This is a genomic window from Psychrobacter sp. AOP7-C1-14, from assembly GCF_052376135.1.
Classification (GTDB): domain Bacteria; phylum Pseudomonadota; class Gammaproteobacteria; order Pseudomonadales; family Moraxellaceae; genus Psychrobacter.
In genome coordinates, this window is record NZ_JBQSVH010000010.1 from 1 (window position 1) to 24221 (window position 24221).

18 protein-coding genes are annotated in these 24221 nt (G+C 42.6%); 8 read left to right on the forward strand and 10 right to left on the reverse strand.

The window, feature by feature from the left end:
* Together ACT3QN_RS08230 and ACT3QN_RS08235 are read left to right on the forward strand one after the other, a co-directional pair.
* The coding region (locus ACT3QN_RS08230) for a hypothetical protein (protein ID WP_444523781.1) at positions 1–1388 on the forward strand (1388 nt) is incomplete at its 5' end.
* 141 nt (positions 1389–1529) lie between these two features.
* Complete coding sequence (locus tag ACT3QN_RS08235; protein WP_444523780.1) at positions 1530–2828, forward strand: VWA domain-containing protein; 1299 nt, start codon at positions 1530–1532, stop codon at positions 2826–2828.
* 196 nt (positions 2829–3024) lie between these two features.
* Here the strand turns inward: ACT3QN_RS08235 and ACT3QN_RS08240 are convergent, their stop codons facing one another.
* Positions 3025–3921, reverse strand: coding sequence for an ABC transporter substrate-binding protein (locus tag ACT3QN_RS08240; protein ID WP_444523779.1), 897 nt, complete (start codon positions 3919–3921; stop codon positions 3025–3027).
* 747 nt (positions 3922–4668) lie between these two features.
* On the opposite strand from ACT3QN_RS08240, the gene ACT3QN_RS08245 reads away from it, so the two are divergent.
* Both ACT3QN_RS08245 and cspE read left to right on the forward strand, forming a co-directional pair.
* Entirely contained in the window at positions 4669–5091 is a 423-nt protein-coding gene (locus ACT3QN_RS08245) for a YbaN family protein (protein WP_444523778.1), read from the forward strand.
* Positions 5092–5334: 243 nt separating this feature from the next.
* Positions 5335–5544 carry a transcription antiterminator/RNA stability regulator CspE gene (gene cspE / locus ACT3QN_RS08250; RefSeq protein ID WP_068403593.1) on the forward strand — a complete coding sequence of 70 codons (210 nt, stop codon included), beginning with the start codon at positions 5335–5337 and terminating at the stop codon, positions 5542–5544.
* 251 nt (positions 5545–5795) lie between these two features.
* On the opposite strand, the gene ACT3QN_RS08255 is transcribed toward cspE, so the two are convergent.
* On the reverse strand, positions 5796–6920 hold the full coding sequence (locus tag ACT3QN_RS08255; RefSeq protein ID WP_444523777.1) for a YeiH family protein: 1125 nt from the start codon (positions 6918–6920) through the stop codon (positions 5796–5798).
* Positions 6921–7150: 230 nt separating this feature from the next.
* On the opposite strand from ACT3QN_RS08255, the gene ACT3QN_RS08260 reads away from it, so the two are divergent.
* Entirely contained in the window at positions 7151–8080 is a 930-nt protein-coding gene (locus tag ACT3QN_RS08260; protein WP_444523776.1) for a LysR substrate-binding domain-containing protein, read from the forward strand.
* Positions 8081–8194: 114 nt separating this feature from the next.
* On the opposite strand, the gene ACT3QN_RS08265 is transcribed toward ACT3QN_RS08260, so the two are convergent.
* Positions 8195–8656: a universal stress protein gene (locus ACT3QN_RS08265; protein ID WP_444520298.1), complete on the reverse strand. Its 462-nt coding sequence runs from the start codon at positions 8654–8656 to the stop codon at positions 8195–8197.
* A 157-nt stretch (positions 8657–8813) separates the two neighbouring features.
* Entirely contained in the window at positions 8814–9275 is a 462-nt protein-coding gene (locus tag ACT3QN_RS08270) for a universal stress protein (protein WP_444523775.1), read from the reverse strand.
* Between the two features lie 280 nt (positions 9276–9555).
* Here ACT3QN_RS08270 and ACT3QN_RS08275 point away from each other — a divergent pair, with 280 nt between their 5' ends.
* Positions 9556–12621 (forward strand): insulinase family protein, encoded by a 3066-nt coding sequence (locus ACT3QN_RS08275; RefSeq protein ID WP_444523774.1) that lies wholly within the window; start codon positions 9556–9558, stop codon positions 12619–12621.
* A gap of 71 nt (positions 12622–12692) precedes the next feature.
* Here ACT3QN_RS08275 and ACT3QN_RS08280 read toward each other — a convergent pair whose 3' ends face one another.
* Entirely contained in the window at positions 12693–13256 is a 564-nt protein-coding gene (locus ACT3QN_RS08280) for an NUDIX hydrolase (protein ID WP_444523773.1), read from the reverse strand.
* 614 nt (positions 13257–13870) lie between these two features.
* Between ACT3QN_RS08280 and ACT3QN_RS08285 the strand changes: the two genes are divergently transcribed.
* The gene (locus ACT3QN_RS08285) at positions 13871–14605 is read left to right on the forward strand and encodes an NUDIX hydrolase (protein WP_444523772.1); all 735 of its coding nucleotides are present in this window, start codon (positions 13871–13873) and stop codon (positions 14603–14605) included.
* A 27-nt stretch (positions 14606–14632) separates the two neighbouring features.
* On the opposite strand, the gene ACT3QN_RS08290 is transcribed toward ACT3QN_RS08285, so the two are convergent.
* From ACT3QN_RS08290 to nhaA, 3 genes are all read right to left on the reverse strand, one after another.
* Positions 14633–16000, reverse strand: coding sequence for an oxygenase MpaB family protein (locus ACT3QN_RS08290; protein WP_444523771.1), 1368 nt, complete (start codon positions 15998–16000; stop codon positions 14633–14635).
* Positions 16001–16077: 77 nt separating this feature from the next.
* Positions 16078–16680, reverse strand: coding sequence for a DUF2799 domain-containing protein (locus tag ACT3QN_RS08295; RefSeq protein ID WP_444523770.1), 603 nt, complete (start codon positions 16678–16680; stop codon positions 16078–16080).
* Positions 16681–16872: 192 nt separating this feature from the next.
* Complete coding sequence (nhaA, locus tag ACT3QN_RS08300; protein ID WP_444523769.1) at positions 16873–18075, reverse strand: Na+/H+ antiporter NhaA; 1203 nt, start codon at positions 18073–18075, stop codon at positions 16873–16875.
* Positions 18076–18539: 464 nt separating this feature from the next.
* Here nhaA and ACT3QN_RS08305 point away from each other — a divergent pair, with 464 nt between their 5' ends.
* Positions 18540–19295 carry a TSUP family transporter gene (locus ACT3QN_RS08305; protein WP_444523768.1) on the forward strand — a complete coding sequence of 252 codons (756 nt, stop codon included), beginning with the start codon at positions 18540–18542 and terminating at the stop codon, positions 19293–19295.
* 103 nt (positions 19296–19398) lie between these two features.
* Here ACT3QN_RS08305 and ACT3QN_RS08310 read toward each other — a convergent pair whose 3' ends face one another.
* Positions 19399–20775, reverse strand: coding sequence for a dicarboxylate/amino acid:cation symporter (locus ACT3QN_RS08310; protein WP_444523767.1), 1377 nt, complete (start codon positions 20773–20775; stop codon positions 19399–19401).
* Positions 20776–21301: 526 nt separating this feature from the next.
* Positions 21302–24217, reverse strand: coding sequence for an acyl-CoA dehydrogenase (locus ACT3QN_RS08315; protein WP_444523766.1), 2916 nt, complete (start codon positions 24215–24217; stop codon positions 21302–21304).
* Positions 24218–24221 lie beyond the last annotated feature (4 nt).

A 24221-nucleotide genomic window follows, 5' to 3' on the forward strand; every position in this document is an offset into this window, starting at 1 on the left:
GTAGTGATGAAGGGATCAACTATAAGGACAAAGGTAGTTTCAAGGAGTTTTTTAATCAACGTTTTTCTTATGATGATAACATAAAGAAGCAAGTTGATATTAAGATTGATCGAAACTGGGAAAAGATAATAGAGAGAATCGAGATTCTAGATAAGATTACGAATATATATTTAAACTCTAAGATAGGATTAATTGAAGTTAAGAACTTAAGTTCTGTTGATTCTCAGAAAATATTTAATATTATTAATTCTAAAGGTACTAAGTTAAGCGCTGTTGAGATTTTATCAGCTAAGCCAAGTTGGAATATTGTTATAGATAATCTTAACTCATCTCAAGCCGCAGCTGTTGAACAACTCTATAAACAGATAAACGTACCTAATACTGATATAGTCAAATGGGATTTACCAGCTACATTGCTATCAAGATTAGATTACTCACAATTTTTCTTCAAAAGCTTTTCGGAAACTCACACAGACTTATCGAAAACCATTACTTTAGGTTTTAAGCTCTTGTCTGGAATTTTAGAAAGTGGAGTAAGAAAAGAAGATATTGATAGTTTAGGTAGAGATAAAGATATCAAATGGGATGTAAAGTTCGAGACATTAATATCTGAAATCAATAATCTTCATAAGATTATTTTAAGTTATGATTACTTCAAATATTTAGAATCTTGGAAGTTTGAAGTTACTAATCGCTTAAGTGATGCTATAGCACTTAACTTTACAATTTTGGTATATAAAGATTGGGTTAGAAAAGGCAAGCCCATAGGTAATGACTCAAGAATGAGACAGTTCCAAAAAAATAGTTTTATCTTATTTGATACGCTTATCTATGAGTATGTAAACCAAGTTTGGCGAGGCTCTAGCGACTCAAAAATAGCTAACAATATCAGTAATTTTGAAAGTAAGGGTGATGTTTTTACACCAGTAAAACAAGAGAGGTGGCGAGAGTTGTTAAGTGAGATTTTTAATAACCAAACTATTGATGGCAATAAAATTACTCGTGCCTTGATGGATCCCTTACTTTATCATTTCTATGCGCTTTCTAAGATACAAGGCCCTGATTCAAGATGTAAGATTGAGGTGGATCATATAATTCCACAAGATTTATTCAAAAACTCTGTCATAGCCAATAAAGAAGTTATAGTGCATAGCCTTTTCAATTTAGCACTTTTACCTAAAAATGAAAATGCTAGTAAAGGTAAAAAACGTTTAGTTGAAATAACTGACAACTGGTTGAAGGATCAAATTGAAAAATATGCTTTTATATCAAAGGATGACTACCAAATGTATTCTGATATAAGTAATTTTGACAAGCTCAAAGAGCTTAGAGAACCTATATTTCTTAAAGCTTTTACGGTGGAGAGAGAGAATATCCTTAATAATTAATGTGGCGAGTAACTTTAGATTACTGTTTAATAACTGATTGGATATTAGAAACCACGCATAGTTCAAACTGGGCGTGGTTTTTTTATATCAGTAATTAGTCTATTATCTCTAAAGGAATAACACGCTAACGTAAGGAACATCATGAACCATCTCACCGTCGGACAACGCGCGCCTTTAAGTAACCTTGCTATTGACGATACCGCACCTATCACGCTCAAATTCACTCGCCAAAGCCCAATAGAGATGGACATTAGCTGCTTTGCCTTAGACGCAGCGGGCAAACTGATTAATGATGATTACATGGTGTTTTATAATCAGCCAACCTCTCCGTGTGGGCAAATCAAGCTCACCCATTACGAGTCGCAGCCAACGGCGAGTAAAGGCATTCAAGCTGAGTTTGAAGTTAATTTATCCAAACTGGCGACTAATATAGACAGCTTATTTTTTGTATTATCAGCCGACACACCGCTCAATCAAATTCAATCGTTAGAGATTGGCATTTGGCAACAGTCGCAAAAGGCACAGGCAGAGTATCAAGCAGCAGACTTTGCTCAGCAGCAAGCCAGTATGTTGATGCAGCTTTATCGTAAAGGCGGTGTGTGGCGAGTATCTAACGTCGCGCAAGGCTTTAATGGTGGACTTGCTGCCATCGTGCAGCATTTCGGTGGCGACGTAGAAGAGAGCAGCCCACAAGCAGCGGATGTAACCGCCACACCAGCGCAAACAAAACCGTCGCTCGAAAAGGTCATGCTAGACAAAGCGCCAAAACTGGTCAATCTCGCCAAAAAAGCTACGATATCGCTTGAGAAACGCCAACTGCAGCAATTAACCGCAAAGGTCGCGTTGGTGCTAGATGCCTCAGGCTCAATGAACAGACAGTACAAAAAAGGCCGTGTGCAAGAAGTGGTCAACCGCATATTGCCATTAGCAGTGAACTTCGATGATGACCAAGCGCTAGACTGCTGGGCGTTTGCCCGAGATCCGCAGTATTTGGGCGAGATTGGGCTGAGCAACTATGACGGTTTTATTAAAAACGCTCATGGCGGCTGGCGCAAATGGGCACTTGGCCCGCGTATCAATAATGAAGCAGAAGTCATGAAAGCGGTAACGGAGTTTTATCAAAAAGACGGCTTGGATGTGCCTATATACGTGCTATTTATCAGTGATGGCGGGGTGAATGACAATCGCGGTATCACTAGAGTTATGACGGAAGCGGCGAAACTGCCGATATTTTGGCAGTTTGTGGGCTTGGGTGGTCGTGGTTATGGCATCCTCAAAAAACTAGATGACATGGAAGGGCGTGTGATTGATAATTGCGACTTTTTTGAACTCGATGATTTGGATGATATCAGTGAAGAAGCCTTGTATGAAAACATGCTAGAAGAGTTTCCAAGCTGGCTAAAAGAAGCCAAGCAACTTGGTATCGTCACTTCATTATAAAAGTATTATTGCGTCACCACTCGATTGCCTTGTACTACTTTTAAATTGAACCGATCATATCGTGCAGCAATAATCTGATTATTTGATTATCGCCGTTTAATTATTACTGACTAAAAAACCACCACAGCAAATACGATGGCGGTTTTTTATTATTTACAATATCTTAGTTTCTAAAATAACTTAACGTATAAAATGCCTACAGTGCCCACAGAGATTGATACTGCTCGTCAGTCAATGTCACGATATCGATCTCAGCTAGCATTTCGCGTAGGTCTTGCCATTTACTTGCATCAGGCGTGATCGGTGTGATCAATCTGCCTAGCGTATTATCAATGATGGCATCCATCAGCGCATCGGCTTCGGTTTTACTATAGTCGTAATACATACGGTGGGCAGCATCTGGATCATTTTTGCACAGCTCAGTCATCTGGCTGGTCACTTGGATAAAGGTATCTATCGCGTCTTTTTTTGCAGTATAGATCTCATCAGTCGTGAGGATTTCTAACGCCGAGAAGTTAGGATAAGGTGACAGGTTCTGATCAATAAATGTAAAGTCCAACCCTTCATGAGTCGCTTCAACGCCCTCAAAGTTATAAAAGCATAGCCATGCGCCATCTAGGCTTGGGTCTTCTTGCAGGTTTTTTATATGATAAAAGTCCTTTTGCACAAAGCTCACGTTATCACGGCTGATAGTAAAGCCGTTTTTCTTGGCATAGCGTGCTAATATCTCAAAGCCAATACGATTGGTTTTTTCCTCAGCGGCAGGGGTACAGATGCGAATAGGCTGATTGTTCTTTAATTTATCCATGCTCGCGCGTTGCATCAGTATGCCGCCATCAGTCTCAAAAAAGCAGCCTAGCGCGCGCAGATTGGGCGCATAATGCTCAAACAAATGGATAGGCTCATTGACATGCAAGTCGATACTTTGGTTCTGTAATTCAGCAAAGCCGTCATAGTGGTCATCTGGCTCGATAATGGTAATATCAAGCCCTGCTTGCTCATATGCACCTGTCGTCACACCAGCGATAAAGGGTAGATGGTCAGGGTTCAAAAACCATTCGAGAGTTAGAGTAAGTTTAGTGTTTGGCTGCATGGTTGTTTCCTTTTTTGAGTATGGGAAACAATCAGACTGATGCTATTAAGGTAAAACAAGAAAGGCCAAATAAGAGAGGTGACGTCTCGATGCTAATTATCAGGTGCTTAGCGTTCGATATGTTTGGCACCAGTACAACATCTATAGACTGTTCTTACTTGTAGACTTTTTAAGGCGTGTCGCGCTTGTTTCCTACGTCAGTGCTAACTGCTTCAGGTTCACGGGTATGTCTCAGCGATGATCTGGGCTGTATTTACAGCGTTAAATCAAAGCACCCCGACAAGATTGATTGGTATTACATAATTTTTAAGAAATACTGCTGCTGAATCGTACTACTAATGGCTATTATCGATAATCGATAGCTACTGCGTCATCATAGACGACTTATAAGAGGTGACGCAAGTATGTATGGCATGGTAATGGTAGGTCATCGCAAGATAGGTAGTGGCTTATATTCGATAGCAGCTTTTTATAATAGGTTGTTATGACAGCTCCTGTCGATAGCGGTTAGTAATAGTTGCTTCTACTACAAGTATTGATAGAAGAACGCCGTACTTCTCGTTAATGCATTGTTTCTCGTTGATACTTACCCAATTACGCACCAAATATACGCATCGATAGCAAAAACGCCATATAAGCTGTCTTGTACAGTTTGTCTGACTACGGCATGCTATACCTCGTGTAGTCATCATTCTTAGGTGGCTCACTACTGGCACCAATGACCATTTTTCCAATGATATGAAATCTATGACCAATAATAAAAAAGTATTTTATTACCGACCGAAAACTGATCAATCCAAGCATCCGATGTTGCGTTGGACATTTGTGATACTTGGCTGGGTGTTTTTTATATTGGGTCTTATCGGGATACTATTACCTGTCATGCCTACCGCGCCCTTTATTTTGCTAGCAGCAGGGTGCTGGGCACGCAGTTCTCGACGTTTTCATTTTTGGCTGATCAATCACAGATACTTTGGCAAATTCGTCCGAGATTGGGAGGAGAAACACGCCGTTCCACTGTATGCCAAGTGCTTAGCGACTATTATGATGGCAGCATCGACCATCATGTTATTCTATCGATTGCCTGCTGATATGATGTGGCTGGCATGGCTGGTAGCCGCTGTTTGTAGTGGGGTTGCGATATATTTGTTCCGTTTACCAAATGCTTAAATTCGTTGCAATTTGGGCAAAAATTGATCAATAAAGGGCTTTAGTTACACTAAACATGAGATAAGACTTGCGATACTAGGATGTTCGACTTATAATATGCCCAAGCTTAAGAGCAGTTCTGCACCAAATCATTACCTCGTAGTATTAGTTATAATCCTTCGTTTTAATATTTATCGTTCAGTAGCTATTTGCAAGCGTTACCGGTCACTAGACCATTAATAAATTTAAAAGTAGGATTATATTATGTCAGACGTTCAAAAAGGTACAGTTAAGTGGTTCAACGAAGCTAAAGGCTTTGGTTTCATCGCTCCAGAAAACGGCGCAGACGTTTTTGCTCATTACAGCGAAATCACTGGTTCAGGTTTCAAAACTTTGGCTGAAGGCCAAGAAGTTGAGTTCACTGTAACTCAAGGCCAAAAAGGCCCACAAGCACATAACATCGTTGCTATCTAATTTGTCCTTATAGACAGATAGATAAATAGATGTAGAAAAGCGAACCTTCGGGTTCGTTTTTTTTCGTCTATGATTTAGTATTTAAAGCCTTGGTGTTTAAAGTATTAAGTTTAATGTTAGTTCAGGATTAAAAGTTTGAGCCAATCATACTAGACCAAGTGATAGATATAAAAAGGCCTCCGACTATAAATAGTTGGAGGCTTTTCGTATTCAGTGATGGAGTAAAAAGCTGAGAATGGTCAGACAGATTGTTATATAAAGCTGATGCCGATATTAATCAGACCACCGCCCAGTATCAACCAACCAAACATAATGGCACCTAGGATAAGCGGTCTAACGCCAGCTTGCTTAATCGCGCTCAGATGCGTGGTCAGACCTAGTGCAAACATAGCCATTGTAAGTAACACATCATCTAGCATAATCATACTGCGTACGATGCTCTCAGATATTGGCACCCAAGTATGTATCAATACAATACCAATAAAGATAAATGCGAACCATGGTACCTTTACTTGTTTGACTCGGGTCATAAATGATGTGGTCTCGTCTTTATCATTACTTTCTTCGACAGGTGCATTATTAACGGTACGATCCTTAGTTAATGCGAAAGACAGCACGAGTAAGAAAGGCGCAAGCATCATGACGCGTATCATCTTGGTTACGACAGCAGTATCACCAATCTCGGTATTGATGGCATTACCTGCGACCACGACTTGCGCCACCTCATGTACGGTTGAGCCTGTGTACATACCGTATTGCTGGGCGCTTAGCCAAGGCTGTAACCAGCCGAGATGATACAAAAAAGGATACAGCAGCATTGCGATAGTCCCAAAAACTACGACGGTTGCCACAGCAATAGTGACCTTATGCGCTTTTGCATTGACCACTGGCTCTGCGGCGATGACGGCAGCAGCTCCGCAAATACTCGCTCCTGAGCCAATCAGGATAACCGTTTCTTTATCAACTTTTAACCATCTAGTACCTAACCAATAGGTCAGCAGAAAGGTCGACGTTAGTACGAGCGCATCGGTCATAATCGCTGGCATACCAACGCTAGCAACTTGGGTCATCGTCAGCTTGAACCCATAGAACATAATCGCAAGGCGTAGGATTTGCCCCTTTGCAAAGCAGACGCCGCCGTTTAAACGTTCAGTGAATCTGGGGTAAATGGTATTGCCTAAGATCATACCTAGCAATATCGCTAGCGTTAAAGAGGATAAACCGACGATACGTCCGTTTGACCATACATCCAAACTGCTGTCCAACCATAAACAAAACAAACTACCCATCAGAACGACTAGCAATCCCGCTACGTGACGGTGATTAGGAGTATAGTTGTGAACAGCGTTGCTGACTGTTTGGACAAGTGTATGCATAGTGCGGCATCCTATTACTTATATTAAGATAAGCATAAGCTTATGAATAAACAGTATAAGCCCACTGTTTTTATAATAAAAACAGATTAATAAGATATAAACTATCGATTTTTTAGGTTAATATTTGTTGTGAAATTCGATATACCATGCATGAGCATCAAAAAAAACATACCTAACGAATAAGACAGATGAAAAATTGACATAAAGCAATATAAGGCATTTTCAATAACATGAAAAAATCTGTGCAGACATTGCCAAAAATCACGCTTAAGCAGCTTGCTGTTTTTGTCAGTATTTATCAAACAGGCAGCACCAGTCGTGCTAGTGAGGAGCTACATTTATCACAATCAGCAGTTAGTAGCGCGCTGACAGAGTTAGAGTCCAGACTACAAATGCCGCTATTTGAGCGTGTCGGTCGTCGGCTCAATCAGCATCCCAATGCTCATCCTATTTATATACAAGCCCAGGCTATTTTGGGGCAGTCACTCACGCTTGAGCATTATCATCAGTATCAAGCAGGACAGATTCATATCGGCGCTAGTACCACTATCGGTAACTATGTGCTGCCGTCGTTGCTTGGCAAGCTATATGAGGTGCTACCCGATGCCAATGTCGATATGTATATTGCCAATACTCAAGAAGTGGTGAGCGAGGTTGAGCAGCTAAATATCGATATCGCACTGGTAGAAGGTATGCCGCGTCCGATAGATATGAAAGCCATTGAACAGCGTGAGTGGCGTACCGATACGCTGATGATATTTGCCAAGTGTGATAGCAAATGGCTAAAGGATGTTGCTACCTATAACGAAGATGAAAAGTGCTATCAGCTGACCATTAACCAGCTAGCGCAGTTACCGTTACTGGTACGCGAGGCAGGATCAGGCACACGGCAGATTATCGATGAGCAATTACTAAAATATCTACCCAATGCAGAGGTGGTAAAGGCGATACATCAGTCTGAGGCCATCAAACACATGGTAAGTGCAGATATTGGACTGGGTTGTCTATCGCAGCATGTGATTGAGACAGAGTTGGCGACAGGTGAGCTAGTACAAGTAAATGTAGCAGGAATTGACCTATCAAGGACATGGTGGTTAGTCTGGCATAAAGCCCGCCACCAAAATCCTATTTGGCAAACCTTTATAGATATCATTCAATAAGATTAGACGATAAATCTAAAACGACAGACAATAAAAATGCCGCGTTAAAAGTGACACGGCATTTTTATGTTTAAGATGTTTTCTGGGAGCATCAGACAATTAAAGCGTATTTTTTTATTCTGGAACAGGTTTGTCCAGCCTAACCACAAAACTGTCGCAAGGTACATTGGGTAGTATATTATCGGCAGTTGCGCCACTGATCCATGCAGCAATACCGGTACGCTTGTGACGTCCGATGACCAATAGATCGACATCGTGTTTATGACAGTAGCTGACGATGCCTTCGCTACTAGAGATAGCAGTCGTGACTTCTGATGTTGCTGCATTTAGCTGATTGCGTTCAAGGAACTGTGCTAGCTTGGCACGCGCTTCCTGGCAACGCTCGTCATCAATTTCATCATATAGGCTAGAGGCAGGCACCAGCTCATAGCCGAAGCCAACCATGGTGTCTTTGACAATATGTAAAACAGATAGCTTAGAGCCTGGACGGTTTTCGACGATGCGCTTGGCCTTTTGGGCGACTATATCGGCATCAGAGAGTAAGTCGGTAACCAGCAAAATATGTTCGTAACTCATAGCGTCTTCCTCATGTCAGATAGTATTTACTATAGCACTACTCTAGGGCACTGTTAAGTGAAGCTTGTCGTCTTTTGTGGTCTACCAAGACCGGTCGTTACAGTCGTCGTAAGTAGCCCGCTTGATTGAAGATCTAGCATGCGACAAACATTGCTCATTATTCTGGTACAGGCTTATCCAGTCGAACAACCAAGCTGTCGCAAGGGGCGCTGGGTAATATACTATCGGCGGTTGCTTTTACCAACCACGCGGCGATACCATGACGCTCGTGGCGTCCAATAACCAGTAAATCGACGTTTTTTTCATGACAATAATCAACGATACCTTTGCTATTAGAAATGGCGGCTGTCACTTCATAGTTGGCAGCTTCTAGCTGATTGTATTCGAGAAACTTTGCCAGTTTAGTCCGTGCTTCTTGCCATTTCTCACCATCGACATCACCTGAGAGTCTCGAAGCAGGTACTAGCTCATAACCAAAGCGTACCATGTCATCTTGGACAATATGCAGCACAGATAATTTGGCATCAGGAGAGCCTGCGAGAATACGTTTGGTTTTTAGCGCTACTTCATCCGCGTCAGGCAGTAGGTCAGTCACCAGTAAGATATGTTGGTAGCTCATAAGAAGCTCCTTTTAGGTAGTTAACTTTATATTAGCAGCGCGAACTACCTTCGTTAAGTATAAAAACCACAATAAAAGTATGGTTATTGTTAAATTTGTCGTGCTAAGTATTCAATGAATAAAGTTAATAGCAGCATAGATTATTGCATGGCTGCTGCCTTGACTTATCCATGTCGCAGCCCCACTAATAGCGCTAAGCCAACTCTTTTTTAGCCAATTTATTACTCTATTTTCCCTGATAGACAGGGCTCTATACGCATAATAAGCGATAAGGATAACTATGACGGACACGCCATTTACTGCTGATTTAACGTTGCATCCAGCATTTGAGTTGATTGAGCATCGCCATATCGAGGCGCTATCGATGGATGTGCTGATCAGTCAGCATGTAAAAACAGGAGCGATGCATTATCATCTGGCACACCCAAGTGATGAAAATGCGTTTTTGGTCGGCTTTCGCACCCAGCCAATGGACTCAAAGGGTGAGGCGCATGTCTTAGAGCATGTGGCCTTGTGTGGTTCGAACAAGTTCCCAGTGCGTGATCCGTTTTTCTCAATGATTAAACGCTCATTAAACACGTTTATGAATGCGATGACTGCCGCCGATTGGACTGCGTATCCGTATGCGACGCAAAACAAAAATGACTATTTTAACTTGCTCGCTGTGTATCTTGACGCGTCATTTTTCCCAAATATCCATCCGCTCGACTTTGCGCAAGAAGGTATCCGCGTCGAGCTTGACGAAAATGACAAGCCACAGTTTAAAGGTATCGTCTTTAATGAAATGAAAGGCGCGATGAGCGGTGAGATCGATCAGCTGTATCATACGGTTGCGCATCACCTATTCCCAACGACGACCTATCACTATAATTCAGGCGGCGATCCTGCTGACATTCCTGACTTGACGCACACTGAGCTGACTGAATTTCATCAGAGCCATTATCATCCGTCAAACAGCGTCATCATGAGTTTCGGTAATATCCCTGTTGCTGAGACGCAAGCGAAAATACATGAAGATGCCTTGACTCAGTTTGAAGCCGGTAAAAAGCACGTATCGCGTCCAGAGCAGCGTTTGTCTGCGCCAGTGAGTGCGGTCGATACTTATACTGCGGATGAAGCGGGGCCAGATCAAACTCATCACGTAGTTGCTTGGTTATTGCCGTCGATTACTGATCCTAAGCAGCGCTTAGCATTACGTCTGTTAGAGGGTGTATTGATTGAGCATGCAGGCTCGCCATTGCGCGCTTATCTTGATAGCCATCCACTGGGCAAAGCGCCAAGTCCGCTATTAGGGCTTGATGATAGCCATTATGAAATGGCCTTTTATACAGGTCTGCGTGGTTCGAACCCTGAGCATGCCGAAGCAGTAGAGCAGGGCATTATTGACTTGCTGACTGAAGTAGCCAACTCACCAGTCGATGACGAGACAATCGAAACCATTCTGCATCAGATTGAAATTGATCAACGTCATATCGGCGGCGATAGCATTCCTTATGGCCTGAACCTCATGTTAGAGGGTTTTAGTACGGCCATTCATGATGGTAATCCTATCGACGTTTGGGAAGTAGACGAGCATCTACAGTGGTTACGCGAGCAAGTAAAAGATGAACAGTGGTTACCGAGTTTAATCAAAACGCATCTATTGGATAATCCGCATCGTGTACGCGTAACGATGACTCCTGATAGTGAAAAAACAGCACGTTTGGCAGCAGCTGAGCAGACGCGTCTTGATACTATCGAGATGGATTTGACTGCTGATGACAAAGCTATCCTAAAGCAACAAGCTCTAGATTTGGCAGCACGTCAAGCCGCGCCAGATGATTTGAGCTTATTGCCAAAAGTAGGTCTAGAAGACGTACCAACGGATATTAGCTTTAAAGAAGGTGCGCAAAAGCAAGTGCGTCTGAGCGGACAGGACAGCACGCTATTTGAATATGAAGCTGGCACCAATGGCATCTATTACTATCAAGTGATCGTTCCGCTTACTGAGGCAATTGGCAATACGAGTGCAGATGAGTTACCAGCCAATGATGTGATTAATCATCCATTGCTGCCTATTTATTTGAGTCTACTGTCTGAGTTAGGTACTGATTCACTTAGCGCTCACGAAATGCAAGCCAAGCAAGCGGCACATTCTTCTGGTGTGACCGCTCGTATTAGCCAACGTACCAACGTCGATGACAGCCAAGCGATTAGCAGTTATTTTGTCGTGGCAACGCGTGCGCTGAATCGCAAACCTGAAGCGATTGACCTGCTCAAAGAAGTGATGGAGCACAGTATCTTCTCTGAGCATGACCGTATCAAAGAGATCTTACAACAGCGTCAAGCAGGTTGGCAGTCAAATCTTGCTGGTTCAGGGCATTCATATGCGATGCAAACGGCCAGTCGCGGTATGAGCCGCCAAGCACAGTTGGAATACGTACGCAGCGGCCTACCAGCATTGAACGCACTTAAAGACTTTTTGGCACATGCCAGTACTGATGATGCTCAATGGGATCAACTGGCAACGAGCTTGATGGACTTACATCAACGCCTGATCAGCTTGCCGAAACATGCCGTTATTATCTGTGAAGCAGAGCAAACCGAACGCTTAAGCAGCTTGATCGTCGATAGTTGGAAAGACAGCCAAGCGTCAACCGCTAGTAACGATTTAACAAATGCGGCAGCAAATATCCCAAGCGAGTTTGCAAACCTGCAACTAGATACGGCTCTAAATGGCGCGACTGATGCAGTCAAAGCATTAGAAAATGGCGTGACGCTCGATGTTGAAGACTTGGCATGGCTAGTGCCAACCAACGTCTATCATAATGCCAGTGCTTATACTGTATCTGCTGCTGATCATCCTGATACCGCTGCACTTATGGTATTAGCGCCTTACTTACGTAACGGTTATTTGCACAGTGCGATTCGTGAGCGCGGCGGTGCCTATGGTGGCGGTGCAGGTTACGATGCCAATGCTTGCGCCTTTAAATTCTTTAGCTATCGTGATCCGCAATGCGCTGAGACCTTTGCTCACTTTGACGATAGTATTGAATGGCTATTGAACGAACCACAAACTGATGAGCAACTGGAAGAGGCTATCTTAGGTATTATCTCAGGTATGGATAAGCCAGGTTCTCCAGCAGGTGAGGCGATCAAAGCGTGTTTTGCGAATTTGCATCATCGCGGTGCTGATTGGCAACGTAAAATGCGTGCATCAATCTTGGCTGTGACGGTCGCTGATTTACAGCGTGTTGCAAAGCAATACCTGCAAGGCCAAAAGCATGTACGTGCGGTACTAGCGCCTTATGATAAAGAAGAGACAGTAAAAGGTCTGGGTTTTGAGGTTTGTAGAATAAAGGGCTAAATCAGTAAAACCTACTATTAAGTACAAAAAAGCCAAGCATGATGCTTGGCTTTTTGCGGTTAGGTAGTTGATTAAAACCGTTTGATACTCAAATCTTTGCCAATTTTATCTTGATGAATTGGGAATTCAGACAGCTCATTGAACTGCTTGCGATCTGCAAAGTAGCTTTTTAAAGTACGGCGAATAGCTTCAAATGCGAGTTTATCCCACGGGATATCTTCTTCACTAAATAATGCGCATTCGAGGCTTTCTGAGCCAGTACCATACGCACCGTCTTTTAGATCGGCTAGGTAGATAGAGTAGATTTGTCCAATATCTGGCAAGTCATAAATGCAGTATAAATGTGGATGCAGCACCACCGCATCTGCTTCCTCGTAGCTCTCGCGCGCTGCGCCTTCAGCCATGGTTTCGCCATTCTCCATGAAGCCTGCAGGTATTGTCCATAGGCCATATTGTGGCTCAATAGCACGGCGACAGAGTAATACTTTATTTTCATGGACGACTAGCGAACCACAGATAACTTTTGGGTTTTCGTAGTGAATATAGTTGCAATTTGGACATACCAAACGCGGCATATTATCCGTAGGTGGGATTTTTCGTTCTGCTTTATGACCGCATTGGAGGCAATAGTGCATATTAACTACCTTGTTGTAAAAGTTATTGTGTATGATGTTTTTTATAGATTATAAGACCTATATTTTGAAGTGTCAGTGTCAGTGTCAGTGTCAGTGTTTGAAGATAAGTCAGATTTAAGAGTGATGAGACAAATATTGTACGCAGTAGATTGGTTAAACCTGACAATGTACCTCATTCAAACGTGCCTCATTTAAACATACCTAATTTAAACGTATCTAATGCAGATGTACCTGACTTATATGAGCTCAACTATATAATATATTATTCTAAGAAACAGCCATCGTCTTAAGATAGCACATATTATCGACGGACAGAATCACGATAACAGTAACGTATCATTTCACAGATAGGCTGGCTATCATTTATTAAAAGTGCCGTTGTTGAGCATTGATAAGCAATGAATCAGTCACATAAATAGCATGCAGCTACTATTATATTGCGCTAGTCTAGTGAGTGGTCAGTAGTTATTGAGACCATAGATACTAATCAATCAAATAGCCAAAAAAGATAAATACATTACTGGTTTTATTTGGTAGCCGTATTTTTAATGAACAAAGACGAGAACGATGCTATTGATACCACTTAATAATGATAAAAACATAGGGCAATTATAATGTTATCCCTTCCGGAGGCTGTGAGTTTCGATAACCTATCAGTCGCTGTACCTAGTTTCATTCGACATCCGACGCTTCGTCAGTTAGCTGAACGAGTACAACATGAGACTCTAAATACGCTGACAAGTCCAGCGATGTATGAGGCTCATAATACCTCTCATAGTAACCGTGTTTTAGACAGTCTGTATCAGACACCGATTGCCGATGCCTCAATATTGGTCGCCATTACTCATGAGCGTAGGCCTAAACTACTACTGACACGCCGCGCCGCCCATATGAATAGTCATGCTGGCGAGGTATCTTGTGCTGGTGGTAAGTATGAGATAGGGGATGGCAATAACGTCGTGACTGCATTGCGTGAAGCCTGTGAGGAGACAGCGTTACCACCTAACAAAGTCCAATTACTTGGTCAATTGCCTATTCAAACTTCAAAAAGTGGTCTGAGCGTACGTCCAATCGTGGCACTCATCGCTCCTGGTCTAATACTAGTACCTGAAGTTGGAGAAATATCACGTATTTTTTGGGCTGATTTTGAGTCACTAGTTACTCAACCAACTGTAGAGTATGAAGTTGAGTATAAGATGCAAGAAGAAATCGCGACCCTCCTAACACCTAGCTGGCAAGTCGATGGTGAGACGGTTTGGGGACTAACAGGACGTGTGATTGCAAACCTACTAGAAACAGGCTTTGATCGACAACTAGAGTGGTATTACCGCGTAGCAAATAAACGCTAATAGATGTCATCTACTTAACACAGTTATCTACTTATAATAATCATCATTTTTCTTAAGCCACCAGTTCATATTGTCTTGGCGTTTGGCACGGAATGTCTCTAGCTTATGAGCAACGGACGCATTACGCTGACGTGCAGTATCGAGCGCAAAAAGAATTGGTACTGAGGACAACACACCAAAGCGTATCTTTGACTTTGGTAAGTCTAGCCCGTCACCAATATCATCACCGACCAAGGTGCGAGTGACACTTGCGTTGACCATTTCCACAAAACGCCCACGGCGATTGTCCTCACCCATTAGCTGGCGAGGTAAATCATGCAATGCTTTTGCTAGTGGTTGACCCATCTTAAAGTCTAGCTGCTGTACCGATAGATAGGTATAGAGCCACTCCCAACACGCGGCCTCATCTTTTGGTAAGCGATCTAGATCAACACCCATCCAATAACTGGCAAGATTCCATAGATGTAAGATACCTTCGGCTTCTTCTGTACTAATACGTGCGCCTAGCAATCGTAGTCCACGCATAATCAGTAATGAGAATTGCAAATGGGTGGCAATCATATCGGTTTGATTGATAGGTATGCCCCAATAGTCGGTATTCCAACTACCATCAGAATTATGATGTTGCTCAGCATTTGGTATCACGCCTGTGGCAGCATTGCCTTTTCCTTTGAGTAGTTTTTGCCGTACTAAGGTATGTATCTGACGCACCTGAATAGATTGACGCCAACCCTCAGAACCGATAGCTAGCACTTGATCGATAGGTTTGTGTTGGTTACGTGTGCTTGTATCGGATGAAGGGTGTTCAGACACGGCTAAGATATAGGCATAAGTACGCATCAATCGAGGTAGTGCATCGTGCATCAGTGCGCCCGTCTGAATGAGCGGTAGTGAAAGAGCAGGAATGCTATAGCCTGCCATCAGGGCCACATTACGCAGTAGCCAAATGAGCATTAATGGATAGCGGCGGTAGGCAACCGCCCCTATCTGGGCAAGCTTCGGGTCGAACCAGTCGGGATGGCTGCTAAATTGCTCAGTGAGCGCGCTAAATGAAGGATTGGTTATAAGGTCGTTATTTAGACTATTATTTAAATTGTCACTTAAACGGTTACCGAGAATAGTTTGCTGTAAAGGCTTTACAAATTTTATGTTTTGAGCAGCTAACGCGTCTGCGAGTGGGTCACCAATATCATAACCTGCCACGATTTCATCAAGTAGAGCAGGTGAGATCGTAAAGTCTTTTGGTAATAGATAACGCTTAATTCGTTTTAAAACTTGTAAGTCGCTATGGTCATTGATATCAGTGGTACGTCCATGACGCTGATAAGCATTCGATGACTGGAGGTCAGGTTTGTCAGTTGGAGTACTTGCCGTATTGATGATTTTTTTATCCATAGTTATCAAGTACCATTTTCAGAGTGAGAGCGCGCTTTAGAGTGTAAAACTTGCATTACGATAGTTGTTTATCATAATCATTCATAAAAACTATTGGACTGATTCAATGAATCCAATTGCTGTCGCGTCGCTTGAATACGGCGTTTAGTATTACGAATCTCATCAGACAGCGATAGTAGCCTTGCACGGGCTTCTTTTTCATTAGCAAAATCGAGCATTTCACCATTTTCTAATTTATCGAATTCTGATTGATAAGTATCTAAGAGGCGATTGTCTTCGTCTAACTGACTGTCTAAAGCGTAGTAATCTAACCCTTTTCGATTAGCCGATTGCAATGTATTGACCATAGTGATTGGGCAAACGTTGTTTAACTGACGACCACGTCTGCCAATATTGTAGGCATTACTGATAGTACAGTATTGCTGTAGACCAAGCTTGCGACCATGTTCCCACGCTTGATAGTTAGGTGTGACACTGGCTTTAGCGCAGGCTTTGGTATGGGACGCTAAGCGGTCTGAATGATAACCTGCGACGCCATCGTTATAACCGATAGTTTGCCAGTCACCCATGAGACATTCTTGCTTTGATAGTGTTGCGCAGCCTGCTAACAGATAGATACTACCGAAAACAGACAATCCCAATGTCAGATGACGTACAACGCGGTGTATAGGTCGGTACACGGTTAGCTCCGATAACTATCATAACTATGAACGCAAATAAACGATGCTAGCAATCAACTACATTATGCAGCTTTGTGATTGATTGCTAAGTCACTTATAGATATTTCGATAACGCACACATGAACAAAATAAAAGTAACTTATAAGTGGTATTGCGATTCAGCAGTACTACTATAAGCTACTCTCAACTCCATTAATGCGGACGAGTCAAATCGACTGATGTACTGCTAACATTGTCTTTCAAGCTTACTTTCAGCATGATATAACCCGCGATACCAGAGACGATTGAACCCATAATAATGCCTAAGCGCTCATCAAACATAGTGGTGTCGCCAGCGAAAGCCAAGCCACCGATGAACAAGCTCATGGTGAAACCAACACCGCATAATAATGCTGCGCCATATATTTGCTTATAGTCCATGCCTTTTGGCATAGTAGATAGACCAAGCTTAAAGATTAACCAGCACATGACCATAACGCCTACCTGTTTACCAATAAATAGACCTGCAGCGATACCTAGTGGGACTGAGTGGAATAGCTCAGCAAGCCCTGCACCCTCGAGTGAGATGCCTGAATTAGCAAAAGCAAATATTGGTAAAATACCAAAGGCGACAGAGTTGTGGAGATCATGCTCTAGCTCCTCTAGCGGAGAATGCTCAGGATCAGTACGGTCAAACATAGGGATAAATAATGCTAATACCACACCTGCCAATGTTGCATGGATACCTGATTTGAGTACCGCAATCCACATGACGATACCGATCAGCAGATAAGGCGTGATATTGGTCACATTGCGACGATTGAGCAGGTATAAGAATGGCAGACATAGACCAGCTACTGCTAACGACTCTAATGACAATTCACTGGTATAAAATAGAGCGATGATCAAAATCGCACCAATATCATCAAAAATAGCGATAGAGACTAAGAAGACTTTTAGGGAGTTGGGTACGCGGCTACCTAACAGGCTTAAAATACCAAGTGCGAATGCGATATCGGTTGCAGCAGGAATTGCCCAGCCCTTCCAATACTCAGGCTCATTGAGATTAAAAAGTATATATACAATTGCTGGCATAATCATGCCGCCCAATGCTGCACCAGCTGGTAGAATGATTTGCTTGACGTTGGACAGCTCACCAATCAGTACTTCGCGCTTAAGCTCTAATCCAACCAAGAAAAAGAACACTGCCATCAGACCATCATTGATCCAGTGGTGAGCATCTTTTGCAATAGCAAAGTCACCAATTTGAATCGCAACTGGTGCGTGGATAAAACTTTCGTACCACACATTAAGAGGGGAGTTGGCAATGATCATTGCAGCAACGGCAGCCAATGCTAAGACGATTCCGCCTGCTGCCTCAAATTCAAAAAATGCCTTAATCCTTCGTATTGCCATATCATCCTCATTCGCTAAGTGCAATTTACTAAATAACCTCAAATATCCATCAATGTCTGCGCTACTTATAATGTTGAAGTAACAAATAGACAGAAACAGTTTCTCATACTCTTATCAATATAGACAACAAAATACGTCGAGCCAACGCTAACGGTCTACTGTTTTATATTCACAATAGCAATATTATAAAGAGGATTTAACGAGCACAATAGTTGTAAGTCGTTACATCTTTTTAATAAGTGGCTATTTGATTGAGTATATTCGGAACGTTATTGAACAAATTTAGCAGACTTTGTGACGTTTTTGGCTTTTTTTGCGGTTTTATCTTTATAATGAGCAGCGCTGTACGACGTGTCGTTATTTCTTTTGCCAGTACTGGTAAGCGGTCAGCTTATCAATAGTGACACTTTAATCTTATCCTAGAACTCCTTTTTCTTTCTTATAAAATTTTGCAGGTCAGTGTCATGGACTTAACTTTCTCGTTAGAGATTATTTTAATGCTTACTGCGGTGGCCGCATTGGCAGGATTTATTGACGCTATCGCTGGCGGCGGCGGACTGTTGACCATCCCTGCCATGCTACTGGCCAATATTCCACCAGTATTAACGCTCGGTACCAATAAACTGCAAGCTGCATCAGGCGCGCTAGCTGCGTCTGTCACTATGATTAGAAAAGGGGTGGTCAAACCACAACGTATCAAAGTAGCTATCATCGCCGCTTTTATTGGTTCCGTTATCGGCACTATTGCTGTACAGATGTCACCACCTGACTTGCTCGAAAAAGTGATTCCATTTTTGATCGCGGCTATCGGTATCTATACATTATTTGCTCCTAGATTGGGTGAAGTAGAAGCGGCACCGCGTATCTCAGAGAGTAAATGGCAAAAAGTAGTAGCGCCGTTGATTGGTTTTTATGATGGTTATATTGGTCCAGGTACTGGTATGTTCTTTGCGCTTGGTAATGTAGCATTACGTGGTCGTCAAATTATCGAAGCGACAGGCGCAGCTAAAGTATTGAATTTATCGACCAATATTGGCTCGTTAATCTTCTTTATTTTGGGTGGTAACGTACTGTGGAAAGTGGGGCTGGCGATGATGGTTGGACAAACCATCGGTGCTTACTTTGGCTCACATATGGTAGTCAAAGGCGGTAGCAAATTGATTCGCCCAGTGATTGTATTGGTCTGTTTGGCGATGCTGACTAAGTATGTGTTTGGCTAAATAGTATCAACTATTACTATTTGCTGATTATTGCCTATAAAAAAACCTCAGCCAATTTGACTGAGGTTTTTTATTTTATGCACTTTCATCTAGCAAGATTGGATTAGCGGCGACGATCAACATCATCGTATTCACTACCCATGATGCCATCACTAAAGACTTCAGAGAATTCACGTCCATTGTCTTCATCGATGTGACCATCAAATACGTCTTTTGCACCAGCGTTAGGATCGTTGTAAATAGCCAGATCCATTTTGTTTTCTGATTTTGCCACGATAGTGGTAACAGCAGCGTCACCGCCCACGTTTACAGCAGTACGTAACATATCCAGAATACGATCCACACCCAAGATTAGACCAATACCTTCGATTGGTAGACCTACTTGAGCAAATACCATAGATAGCATGATGAGACCAACACCAGGCACACCAGCCGTACCAACAGATGCTAGTACTGACATCAGGATAACGGTTAAGTATTCGGTTATGCCCAAATCAATACCATAAATATTGGCAATAAAGATGGTTGCAGTACCCTGCATAATGGCCGTACCATCCATGTTGATAGTAGCACCAAAAGGAACAGTGAACGACGCAACTGAGTTATTTACACCCATACGCTTGGTCACAGTACGCAACGTAATAGGAATCGTCGCGTTCGAGCTTGACGTACTAAATGCAAAGATTTGAACTTCACGCATTTTTGCCAGGAACGTCTTAATAGATAGACCTGATGCGATTTTGAGTACAATCATCATCGTAATAAAGAAGTGGAAGGCCAATGAACCGACCAATACCGCGACATAACCAAGTAGTGACCAGATCAGGTCTAAACCTAACTCTGCCATTGCTTTGGTCAATAGAGCAAATACACCATATGGTGCAAGGTTCATAATGATTGTCACCATCTTTAAGATGACTTCGTTGATAAGCTCTAGGCTCTGCACTAAGCCTTTAGCAGGTTTACCTACCATCAAGATACTGACACCGATCAAGATAGCAAAGAATATGATCGATAACATATCGCCATTTGCCATCGCGCTGATAGGGTTTGATGGGACAATGTTAGAGAACACATCAAGTAGAGGCGGCGCTGACGCTGCTTCAAACTCAGCTTCAGACGCGATATTCATGCCTTTACCGATACCGAATAGCGAACCAAGACCAATCGCAGTTGCAATAGCAAGTGCAGTGGTGAACATATAAATAATGAACGTTTTGGTACCAATACGTCCAAGTAAGCGAATATCACCAATACCGCATACACCGCAAATCAGTGAGATAAGCACCAAAGGTACGACCAACATTTTTAGCGAGTTGACAAATAGCTTACCGACAATGGCGAGGAAGCCATTAGTAATATAAGTATCAACAAAACTACCTTCGCCGTTTAGTCCTGAGTAGTTTATGAATAGACCCAGTATAATACCGAGCACCATGGCAACAATGATCTTGCCCGTCAGTCCCAAATTCTTCCACATAATTCATATCCTTTGTGTGCATAACAGCTTTATAGTAAGTGTTTATTAGCCAACATGGTTGTACTTATCAGCCTTACTGCAAAGCTTGTTATGACTATTAAGTTCCTGTGATTGTCGCTCGATGTCACATTTTCGTGGACAATATAAAAGAATAGCTAAGGGCACTGCAAGATTTTTTTTCTCATTTTATTCTAAATGTACATTTCTCGTTATAACTATGTGCCCATAATACAGTCAATATTTATTCTAAACGGTTTGTTTCTTATATGAAACAAAATATTTATGAAAGAGCGCTTAGAATAAGTGAACGTATCAAACTATTTATATAGAGCTAGTGATTTCAAGTTATTAAAATGGAAAGAGAAGTGTAATATTTATACGATTGGTTGGGTTCAATTTTTCGGTAGAACTAAAAAAAAGCCAGACTATCGTTTATAGATAGTCTGGCTGATAAGAAGTGAAAATTTTATTATAAATTATAATTAAACCCACCGTCTAATAATAATATTAAAAACAGCGTAGACCATTAAACCTTATCATCTTCTTCACGGGGCGAAGGAGACTGGTGATCTAATGGTTTAATGTCATTATCACCCGCTTCAGTATTTGTTTCGTCAGATGGTGCAATGTGACGATTATGGTTGTTACCCATGCGCTCATTAAGATGTGATTCAGCATCACGATGGCGATGATCTAGTGCCTCTACTTCAGGTTTTGATTCTTCAAAATCTGTCTGCGAGTTTACTTCTTCGACAGTATCTTGCTCACTGACTAACTCTACATCGCCATCATTCTCATAACCATGGTTAGGATTGGCGTCGCCAGTATGGTTGTCTGCATCTGCAGTACTGCCTATCTCATTAGTGGCTAGTTCGTCAACAGCAGATGCATCGCTATCCACAGCGATACCGTTTTTATTCTGAGCTTGTCTTTTTAGCTCTGCGTAGTCAGTCAGTTGGTGAACCGCGTTTTCGAGGGCATGTGGATTGTTACGCTCTAGCGCTTCTGATAGGTGCGCATCAAATGTATCAGTCAATAATGAATCAAAACGCATGGCATTATATTGAATGAGCACTTCTGCTTCTTCTTCGGTAATGCCACCATTTTGACTGGCGTGTACCACATGGTCTTCAAAGGTTAACCCTTCAAAGCTGTCTTTATGCTCCGCCTTTTTGAATTTCTGCCATAATGGTTCAATCTCGATTAGAGTCTGATAAGCATGCTCCATACGACCAGTCACGTCATCTACATCAGTATTGTAATGAACCATGGTTTTGAGATAGTCGCGGAACGGATTGGCTGCAAAGTCATCCATGAAAGTATCACCCAATTGACGTTTCAGTTCATCGCTTGCAGGGGTAAAGATACGTCCACTTGGGAAAGTTACGAAGCTAACCACATTGGCTGCCATACGATTAGGGAAGTTGGCAAAGAAAGAAACAAAGGCTTCTTGAATCGTATATAAGCTGGTTTGTAGCGCAACTTCGGCATGCAAGCGTTCAGATTCAGACTTGCTGCCGTGCTCATAGAATTGCAAAATAGCAGTCGCAATAAACAGATGGCTATGGATATCTGCTAAACGACCAGAGAGCATTTCTTTACGCTTTAAATCGCCTGCTAATAGACCCAATGCCATATCAGCAGTCAAGGCAAAGCTCGCACTCAGACGGTTAATATGTTTGTAGTAGGGGCGCGTAAATGCATCAGCGAAATTTGGTGCATCATTACTACCACCAACGTAACCTGCTACAAAGGCTTTTGCCCCACGGTTAAACGTATACCCTAAATGTTTGAAGAAAAGGGTATCGAATTTTTTAGTAGCAGCAGCTTTATCTTCGCTTTGTAGTAATTGAAGTTCATCAAACAGGTAAGGGTGGCAACGCATCGCACCTTGACCGAAGATCATGAGTGAGCGCGTCAGAATATTTGCGCCTTCAACGGTGATAGAGACAGGAATCGCTTGATAAGGCGTGGCCAAGAAGTTGCGTGGACCCATTTGTACCGCACGACCACCGACTACATCCATACCGTCATTGACGACGCTGCGCATGGTTTCAGTCGCGTAGTATTTTGCCATAGCCGTCATCACAGATGGCGTACCACCTTGATTCAGTCCGCAAGTGACTAAATGACGGAACGCCTCTAACATATAGGTATTACTCGCCATACGGCTAGTGGCGTCTTGTACACCTTCAAACTTACCTACAGATATCTTGAACTGTTCACGGACTTTTGCGAATGCGCCAACAGATAGATAGGTCATCTCACTGGCTGATGTTGACAGAGCAGGTAAGGAAATACCGCGCCCAACGCCCAAGCATTCCATCAGCATACGCCAACCGCGACCAGCGTTCTCAACGCCGCCAATGATGTAATCTAACGGGATAAAGACATCTTTACCATCGACCGTACCATTCATAAATGGTGAGCCGATTGGGTTATGGCGTGGCCCTGTTATGACGCCTTCGTGATCAGCGGGAACCAGAGCACAAGTAATACCATAATCGGTTTTTTCAGGATTACCAAGCAGACCTTCTGGATCGTGCATTTTGAATGCTAGACCAACGACAGTAGCGATAGGGGCCAAAGTAATCCAACGTTTTGAGAAGTTCATACGTAGGCCAAGCACTTGCTCGCCCTCATGCACACCGTAGCAGACTACACCTGTATCAGGAATTGCACCTGCATCAGAGCCAGCTTCGGGCCCAGTCAAACCGAAACAGGGCACTTCATCACCCTTTGCAAGACCTGGTAACCAGCGCTGTTTTTGCTCTTCTGTACCATAGTGCATCAATAACTCACCAGGACCGAGCGAGTTGGGAACCATGCAGGTCACAGCAGCCGTTGGCGAGCGCGAAGCGATTTTACTCATTACACGGCTTTGCGCATAAGAGCTAAATTCCAAACCGCCAAACTCTTTTGGAATGATTAAACCTAAGAAACCATTACTCTTGATAAATTGCCATGCCTCAGGCGATAGATCTTTATCTTTATGTTGAATCTGCCACTCATCAAGCATGACACATAAGGCTTCTACTTCGTTATCAATGAAACTTTGCTCTTCTTCTGAAAGCTGCGGATAAGGATAGTTGGCAAAGGTATCCCAGTTCGGCGCACCCATAAACAGCTCTTTTTCCCACCAGCTGGTACCCGCATCAAGCGCTTCACGCTCTGTGTCACTCATACTCGGCATCGCGCCGCCCAATGCCTTATAGACAGGCTTAGTAATCAATGATTGACGCAACGGTGATATCAGTAGCACTAAACACAGTAGTGCTAGTGGTATACCCAAAATGAGCGACCATGGACTGATAATTGCGGTGACGATAACCGTAACTAGGGCAACGATGCTACCCGTGACACGTGATAAGGACAACAAAAAGATGGCCAAGACCACGGCTAACTGTATGACGACTGCCAAAATAAATAAGCCAATTGCCATGACT